Source organism: uncultured Veillonella sp. (genome assembly GCF_938010505.1).
In the GTDB taxonomy this organism is placed as follows: Bacteria; Bacillota; Negativicutes; order Veillonellales; family Veillonellaceae; genus Veillonella.
The window spans coordinates 1-6,701 of record NZ_CALLVP010000085.1; the positions used below are offsets into that span (position 1 = coordinate 1).

Annotated in this window: 7 protein-coding genes; 2 read left to right on the plus strand and 5 right to left on the minus strand. The window is 35.9% G+C overall.

The genetic code is table 11. The features are described from left to right. Nucleotides 1–174: 174 nt before the first annotated feature. Complete coding sequence (locus Q0507_RS05185; protein WP_298713384.1) at nucleotides 175–1,368, minus strand: PLP-dependent aminotransferase family protein; 1,194 nt, start codon at nucleotides 1,366–1,368, stop codon at nucleotides 175–177. Nucleotides 1,369–1,424: 56 nt separating this feature from the next. Further along, nucleotides 1,425–2,162, minus strand: a complete 738-nt coding sequence (locus Q0507_RS05190) for a TVP38/TMEM64 family protein (RefSeq protein WP_298713386.1) — start codon at nucleotides 2,160–2,162, stop codon at nucleotides 1,425–1,427. A gap of 208 nt (nucleotides 2,163–2,370) precedes the next feature. Here Q0507_RS05190 and Q0507_RS05195 point away from each other — a divergent pair, with 208 nt between their 5' ends. Further along, nucleotides 2,371–2,763: a thioesterase family protein gene (locus tag Q0507_RS05195; RefSeq protein ID WP_298707025.1), complete on the plus strand. Its 393-nt coding sequence runs from the start codon at nucleotides 2,371–2,373 to the stop codon at nucleotides 2,761–2,763. Between the two features lie 127 nt (nucleotides 2,764–2,890). Here Q0507_RS05195 and Q0507_RS05200 read toward each other — a convergent pair whose 3' ends face one another. Then, entirely contained in the window at nucleotides 2,891–3,913 is a 1,023-nt protein-coding gene (locus tag Q0507_RS05200) for a branched-chain amino acid aminotransferase (protein ID WP_298713389.1), read from the minus strand. 99 nt (nucleotides 3,914–4,012) lie between these two features. Continuing rightward, complete coding sequence (locus tag Q0507_RS05205) at nucleotides 4,013–5,197, minus strand: hypothetical protein (RefSeq protein WP_298713392.1); 1,185 nt, start codon at nucleotides 5,195–5,197, stop codon at nucleotides 4,013–4,015. 159 nt (nucleotides 5,198–5,356) lie between these two features. On the opposite strand from Q0507_RS05205, the gene Q0507_RS05210 reads away from it, so the two are divergent. After that, on the plus strand, nucleotides 5,357–6,022 hold the full coding sequence (locus Q0507_RS05210) for a fumarylacetoacetate hydrolase family protein (protein ID WP_298713395.1): 666 nt from the start codon (nucleotides 5,357–5,359) through the stop codon (nucleotides 6,020–6,022). Between the two features lie 227 nt (nucleotides 6,023–6,249). On the opposite strand, the gene Q0507_RS05215 is transcribed toward Q0507_RS05210, so the two are convergent. Next, nucleotides 6,250–6,701, minus strand: a 452-nt coding sequence (locus tag Q0507_RS05215; protein ID WP_298713398.1) for a methylated-DNA--[protein]-cysteine S-methyltransferase, incomplete at its 5' end; no start/stop codon positions are given.

The following is a 6,701-nucleotide window of genomic DNA, read 5'->3' on the forward strand; positions in this document are numbered from 1 at the left end:
AGAAGATTGAGATGGGCATCCGCCACAATCACTGCTGCTACCGCAACCCATAGTATACACCTACTTTCTTGGAGGAACTACCTCACATCTATATGTAAAACCTTTTGTTTATATGGTAAATACAATGTATCTACTGTTACATTGTATCACGTCATATCAAAAATTATCAATATATTACTCGCCACAGAATTCTTTAGTTAAAGCACCTAGAATTTCCATGCCCTTTGTAATTTCTTCTACAGTTGGTACCGTATAGCTCAAGCGGAACGCATGACCTTCCCCTGCACCATCCGCTGCAAAGGCACCGCATTTAATAATCCCTACATTGCGGTCCATACACGCTTCGAAAAATTCATCACAGTTAACTTCAGCCGGCATAGTCATCCATGCAAACATGCCTCCAGTAGGCTGCGTTAAATGAACTTTAGAGCTGGCATACTTATGAAAAGCATTAAGTAAAGCATCACATTTCATTTTATATACTTTTCGCACATTATCTAAATGTTCATCATAATCAATCGTATCTAGCACTTTAGCTACTACTTTTTGAGTTACTAATGGCATTTGCCCTGCCGTATTATTTTTTAATGCTTGAATAGCTTCAATAACTTTAGCTGGACCAAATAAGAAACCTACACGCAACCCTGCAGACAATGTCTTGGAATAAGAACCAGCGTAAAGAACGCGATTTTCTGTATCAAAAGATTTAAACGTCGGAATGTATTCTCCAGCAAATCTAATTTCACCATATGGATCATCTTCATAGATAAACAAATCATATTTAGATGCAATAGCGTAAATCTCCTTACGACGTTCCAACGGCATCGTAATGCCTGTTGGATTTTGGAAGTTAGGAATGAGGTAAATATATTTTCCCTTGCCAGATTGAGCAGCTTTTTCTAATTCGCTGGGAATCATGCCGTGCTCATCTGTTTTAATACCTAATGCTTTACCACCCATGTTTCGAACGGAATTAATAGCACTAGTGAAAGTAAACTCATCCATGTACACTTCATCGCCTGGTTCTAATACAGTAATCGGTACAAGACCTAATAATTGACCCGCCCCATTAGAAATAATAAGACCTTGACCTTCTGGGTTCATTTTATGTGTTTTTACCAGACGTTCCAATGTTAGTTCTGCAAGACGTGCATCGCCTTGCATAGGCCCATATTGTAAAAGACTCATAGGATTAGAGTGAACCACTTCGTCAAAAGCCTTTTCAATAACCTCAACTGGAATTGCTTCAGGAGCAGGATTACCGATACCAAAGCTGATAAAACCTTCTACCCCTACACCACGTTCGAATACTTCACGAATAAAATTAGGACCTTTTAAGGTTACTCGTTCAGGAAGAGAAAAGCTCATACTATCGCCTCTTTCATATATAATAAGTTCAAAATTTTGACTAAGATTAGAAATTGTTACGCCTCAGGATCGTGCTCTTGTTCCGCATTTTTCTTATCCATATAGCTCTTGTACACTTTCCATAGTATAAAGTACACTACGCCAGCAACAACTACAATAATTCCTAAGCGCCCCATATTCTCTTGGAAGTTAACTATATCTGTACCAATAGCCACTTCTAAAGCTGTAGATGGGAACTTACCGATTAAATTCGCTAAGATATAATCTCTCGGTTTAATCTTACTAATGGCGCCTAATGCAGTAATGACACCAGACGGGAAATATGGTAAAGACCGGGCAAATAACATGACCACAAAACCATTTTTACCGGAGAAATCATCTACTTTCATCAATACTGTACTCTTGGCAATCAACTTGTCCGCTGTATCACGCAAGAAGTAACGCATAATATAAAAGCTAATAACTACCCCAATTGTTTCTGCTAGCCAAGAAATAATGATGCCTGGCCACAAACCGAATACCAAACCATTTGCAGTTGAAATAAAAATGGATGGCAAGAATCCTACAGCATTAACGAAAATATCGAGGACCATACTCACAACCATAGCCATAGGACCAAAGCTTTGAATATACTCTGCTATTTCCTCCATAGATCCACTCGTAGCCAAGTGCCACATGGTCGGATAAAACGTAGGATCTACAATATTTATGACAATTAATAGGATAATAAAACCTATTCCTGCTATTAACTGTACCCAGCCCTCACCAGAGGGCTTTAAATTTCTTTTACTCATATATACCTCATTTTATAGAAACTATTTCTATTATATCACGGGTTCTATAGAACAGTTGTAAATAGTTACATTTATTTATGACCAATTTCATTAGCCATTTTAACCACACATAATGATAAGTTATTATACAATTTTAATAGCATAATAATTAATTATAGATGTATAATACTAGTATAACGAGAATATTCTTAATGAAAGAAGGTAAATTATGGTATCAGCAGGTCAAACAGCTACAGCAACTGTTACAGTAACAGAATCTAATATTGCAAAAACTATGAAATCTGGTTCTTTAGAGGTCTTTGCTACACCAGCTATGTGTGCTCTTATGGAAGAAGCAGCTCAAGCCGCAGTGCAACCCCATTTAGAAGAAGGTGAAGGCACGGTAGGTATTTCCCTTTCCATTACGCATGAAGCCCCTACACCTTTAGGTGCCACAGTAACCGCTAAAGCAACGGTCAGTGCTGTAGACGGCCGTAAAATCACCTTTGATATTGAAGCCTCTGATGGCGTTGGTATCATTGGTCATGGCACACATGAACGGTTTGTAATTAACAACGAAAAGTTTATGTCCAAAGTACTAAGCCGAGCAAAGTCTAACTAATTAGAACTAGAATATGTATCAATCAAAATCAATAGTTTAATAATATCTCAATGAAATGAATAACGGCATCTATCAGACGATAGATGCCGTTTTTATTACTTTCACATTTACATAATTCAAGAAAGAATTAGCAAATTTCAACGATCCAACCTTCTGGAGCTTCGATTTCACAGTGTTGAATGCCGAGTAATGTGTCATATAATTTTTTAGTGATAGGGCCCATATCATCCATACCAGCAGGTACATGGATATCACCATCTTTAGTGTGAATCAAACCTACAGGTGAGATAACTGCTGCTGTACCACAAAGACCAACTTCAGCAAAATCTTTCAATTCATCTACGTGTACAGGACGATGTTCTACCTTCATACCAAGGTAATGTTCTGCTACGTACATCAAAGAACGACGTGTAATAGATGGCAAAATACTATTAGATTTAGGTGTTACTAATGTGCCGTCTTTAGTAATAAAGATGAAGTTAGCTCCACCAGTTTCTTCAACATGTGTACGAGTAGCCGCATCAAGGTACATATTTTCTGCGTAACCTTCATTGTGTGCATCTGTAATAGCGTACAAGCTCATAGCATAGTTTAAGCCAGCTTTAATATGACCAGTACCATGAGGAGCGGCACGGTCAAAATCAGTAGTACGGATTTTAATCGGTTTAGCACCACCTTTGAAGTATGGGCCTACTGGTGTAGTTAAGATACGGAATTGGTATTCATCTGCCGGTTTTACGCCGATAACAGAATTTGTCCCCATCATGTAAGGACGAACATAAAGGCTTGCACCGTGACCATATGGAGGAACAAAGTCTTTGTTTGCTTTTACCACTTCTTTTACAGCCTCAATAAAGCGACCTTCAGGTAACTTAGGCATTACAAGACGTTCTGCAGATTCATCTAAACGAATTGCGTTAAGATTTGGGCGGAAACATACAATACGTCCGTCTTTAGTGTAATATGCTTTTAAACCTTCAAAAATAGTTTGGGCATATTGGAACACACTAGCACATTCGTTTAACACAACATTAGAATCAGTGATTAAACCACCTTCATCCCATTTACCATCTTTATATGTAGATAAATAACGGTAGTCAGTTTCTATATAACCGAAACCGAGATTATCCCAATCGATATTCTTGCTCATAACAATGACCTCCATTTATATTGATATACTTTTAATCTTATCACTATAATCGTGTAATTTCAATAGATTCTATAGAGTCTATAGAGTTTATTGTTATTATCAATATATGATCTCGATGTCCTTATCAATGATGAATTTGGTACGACTCAAATCAAAAGGTACATCGTAACGTGTGTGGTATGAAATAGATTCTACACGACCAGTACGAACCTTATTATCAGACCCAAAAGGGACTTTTACAATATCCCCTTCATATATATCATTCCTATCGGTACGATAGTAAAATTCTTGGTCAACCTTAAAAATATATACAGCGCAATATGTATATAGCCCCCTATCAGATGTATGATGGGATTGTAAAAACTCTTGTAAAGATTTATCTCTTGTATGAGTACGTATAAAACTAATTAGATTTTTATACCAAGCGGGTACATACTGATCTGTTAGATTTCCTATATAGAGTGTATCAGCTTTATGGGCCCATTTAATTCGTACTGTTAGAACACCACCACGGGCAGGGTCTCTATCAAGGTCATTACTTTCACTAAGACTAAAGGTATTTAAATTATACAATGCATCACCAAGATGAAAGTCAATATCTTGTTTCAACTGGTGAATCATCTGTGTATCTACATAATCGCTATGACTTTGGCTAGTATGCCCAAATTGCTTACTCTTACAATCAATGGAAATAGAAGACCGATTCCAATTAAAACTCAATGTATTTACATCACCATATTCTTGATATATATTTTTTTGCACTTCAATATGAATCTCTTGAATTCTATCTTTTTCACGATTCCCATCAAACAAAAGCAATGTAGGCGCACCTAAAATTTGTCTAAATAGTATAGACATGGCCCTCATATCATTATCAAAGGGAAATTCATATATGAATTCCTGCCCCTCAGTGTTGATGAGCTGCACTTGAACAGCACACTCATCCTCACCATATAGGACAATATTATCAGAAAACCTATGCTCCATAAGCTCTAGTAAAAATTGTTTTTGAGTCTTTTCAATTAAGTACTCCGTAGTATTGAAGGATTCTATTTTACCCTCTACAGGTTTCGAAATATGCTCCCATTTAATGCCATACGTAACACTAATGGTTTCCTTAATAGAAATATGTTGTATCTCTTCAATATAATAATCTTTACGATTTAATTTCACTTCCTTTGGAACGCCATCTGGTAAATCACCATACCAACTACCTATACTTATAATGTTACAGGACGCTACGGAACCTATAAATTCATCTGTCATATTTCTATGCATATACATAGGATATCCTCCTTTTATTACTTTTTTTTTAATATAACAAATAGAATGTGACAAAAATGCCTCTATATAATTATTCCGTCAACAATATTCTTTATATACCTATTTATATTATAATTAGCTTAAGATATATATGTCCCATCTCTTAAGGAGGTATCTCTCATGAAAGAATCTACTAACCGTACCCTAATTTCCAATCCGAAAAGTATTATTTGTATTGGTTTAAATTATGCAGATCATATTGCAGAAACTAGTCTCGCTACTCATGATTTTCCAGAAATCTTTATGAAAACCTCTACTGCCCTAGCAGGCAATCATGATGCAATTACTATTGAAGATGAATCCTTGCATTATGATTACGAAGGCGAACTGGTAATTATCATTGGAAAATCTGGTAAAAATATTCCTCGAGAAAAAGCTATGGAACATATCTTAGGATATACCGTTGGCAACGACGTATCTGCGCGCACATTACAATTTAGAGGCTCCCAATGGATTCTCGGTAAATCGTTAGATAATTTTGCCCCTATTGGCCCTACGATTATTCCTCCTCATGTATTTGATTTTGAAAGCGCTACTATTACGACCACTGTTAATGGCGAAGTACGTCAACAAGCTAAATTACAACAAATGATATTCAAGCCGGACGCTATTATAGAATTTGTATCTCAGTATATTACACTACAAGAAGGTGACATTATCTTTACGGGTACTCCTAGTGGTGTTGTGCTCGGTAAAAATGAAAGTAAATACTCTTGGCTTAAGCCTGGTGATACTGTTTCTATTACAATTAGCGGTATTGGTACCTTAGAAAACCAATTCATTTAATACGGGTAATTAATATAGACAAATGATTAAAACATTGTATCTACTTATATCTTGAGAGATAATAAAATCTTTATATTAAATACAACTACGTATAACTAAATATAATTTAATCTAAAAAGAGATTACCTTTATGTATATCTATCTATACATAAGAGTAATCTCTTTTCTTATTTTTACTTTGTTATTAATTTGTTTGTTATTATCTATAGTTGATATTAACTATTAATTTATTTATGCTTCGCCTCTAGGTCTAGCATATATTTCTTTCGATCAAGACCACCAGCATAACCAGTTAGTTTACCATTGCTACCGATAACACGATGACAAGGAATGATGATAGAAATAGGATTATGACCTACGGCACCTCCTACTGCTTGGGCAGACATCGTATCTTTTCCTTGGTGCTTTGCAATCTCTTTGCCAATATCACCATAGGTAGTAGTTGCTCCATAAGGGATTGTTTGTAACACAGCCCATACAGATTTACGGAATTCAGTGCCTTCTAATTTAATAGGGGGAATAATAAAAGGCTTATTACCAGAGAAGTATTGATCTAGCCACATTTTAGTCACTTCAAAAGGACCTGTTAGTTGCTCAATATACTCCGCATCATCATAACTTGGAGCATGAGCTTCATCAATAAAAAATAAATCTGTTAAATATGATAATGTACCAAGCA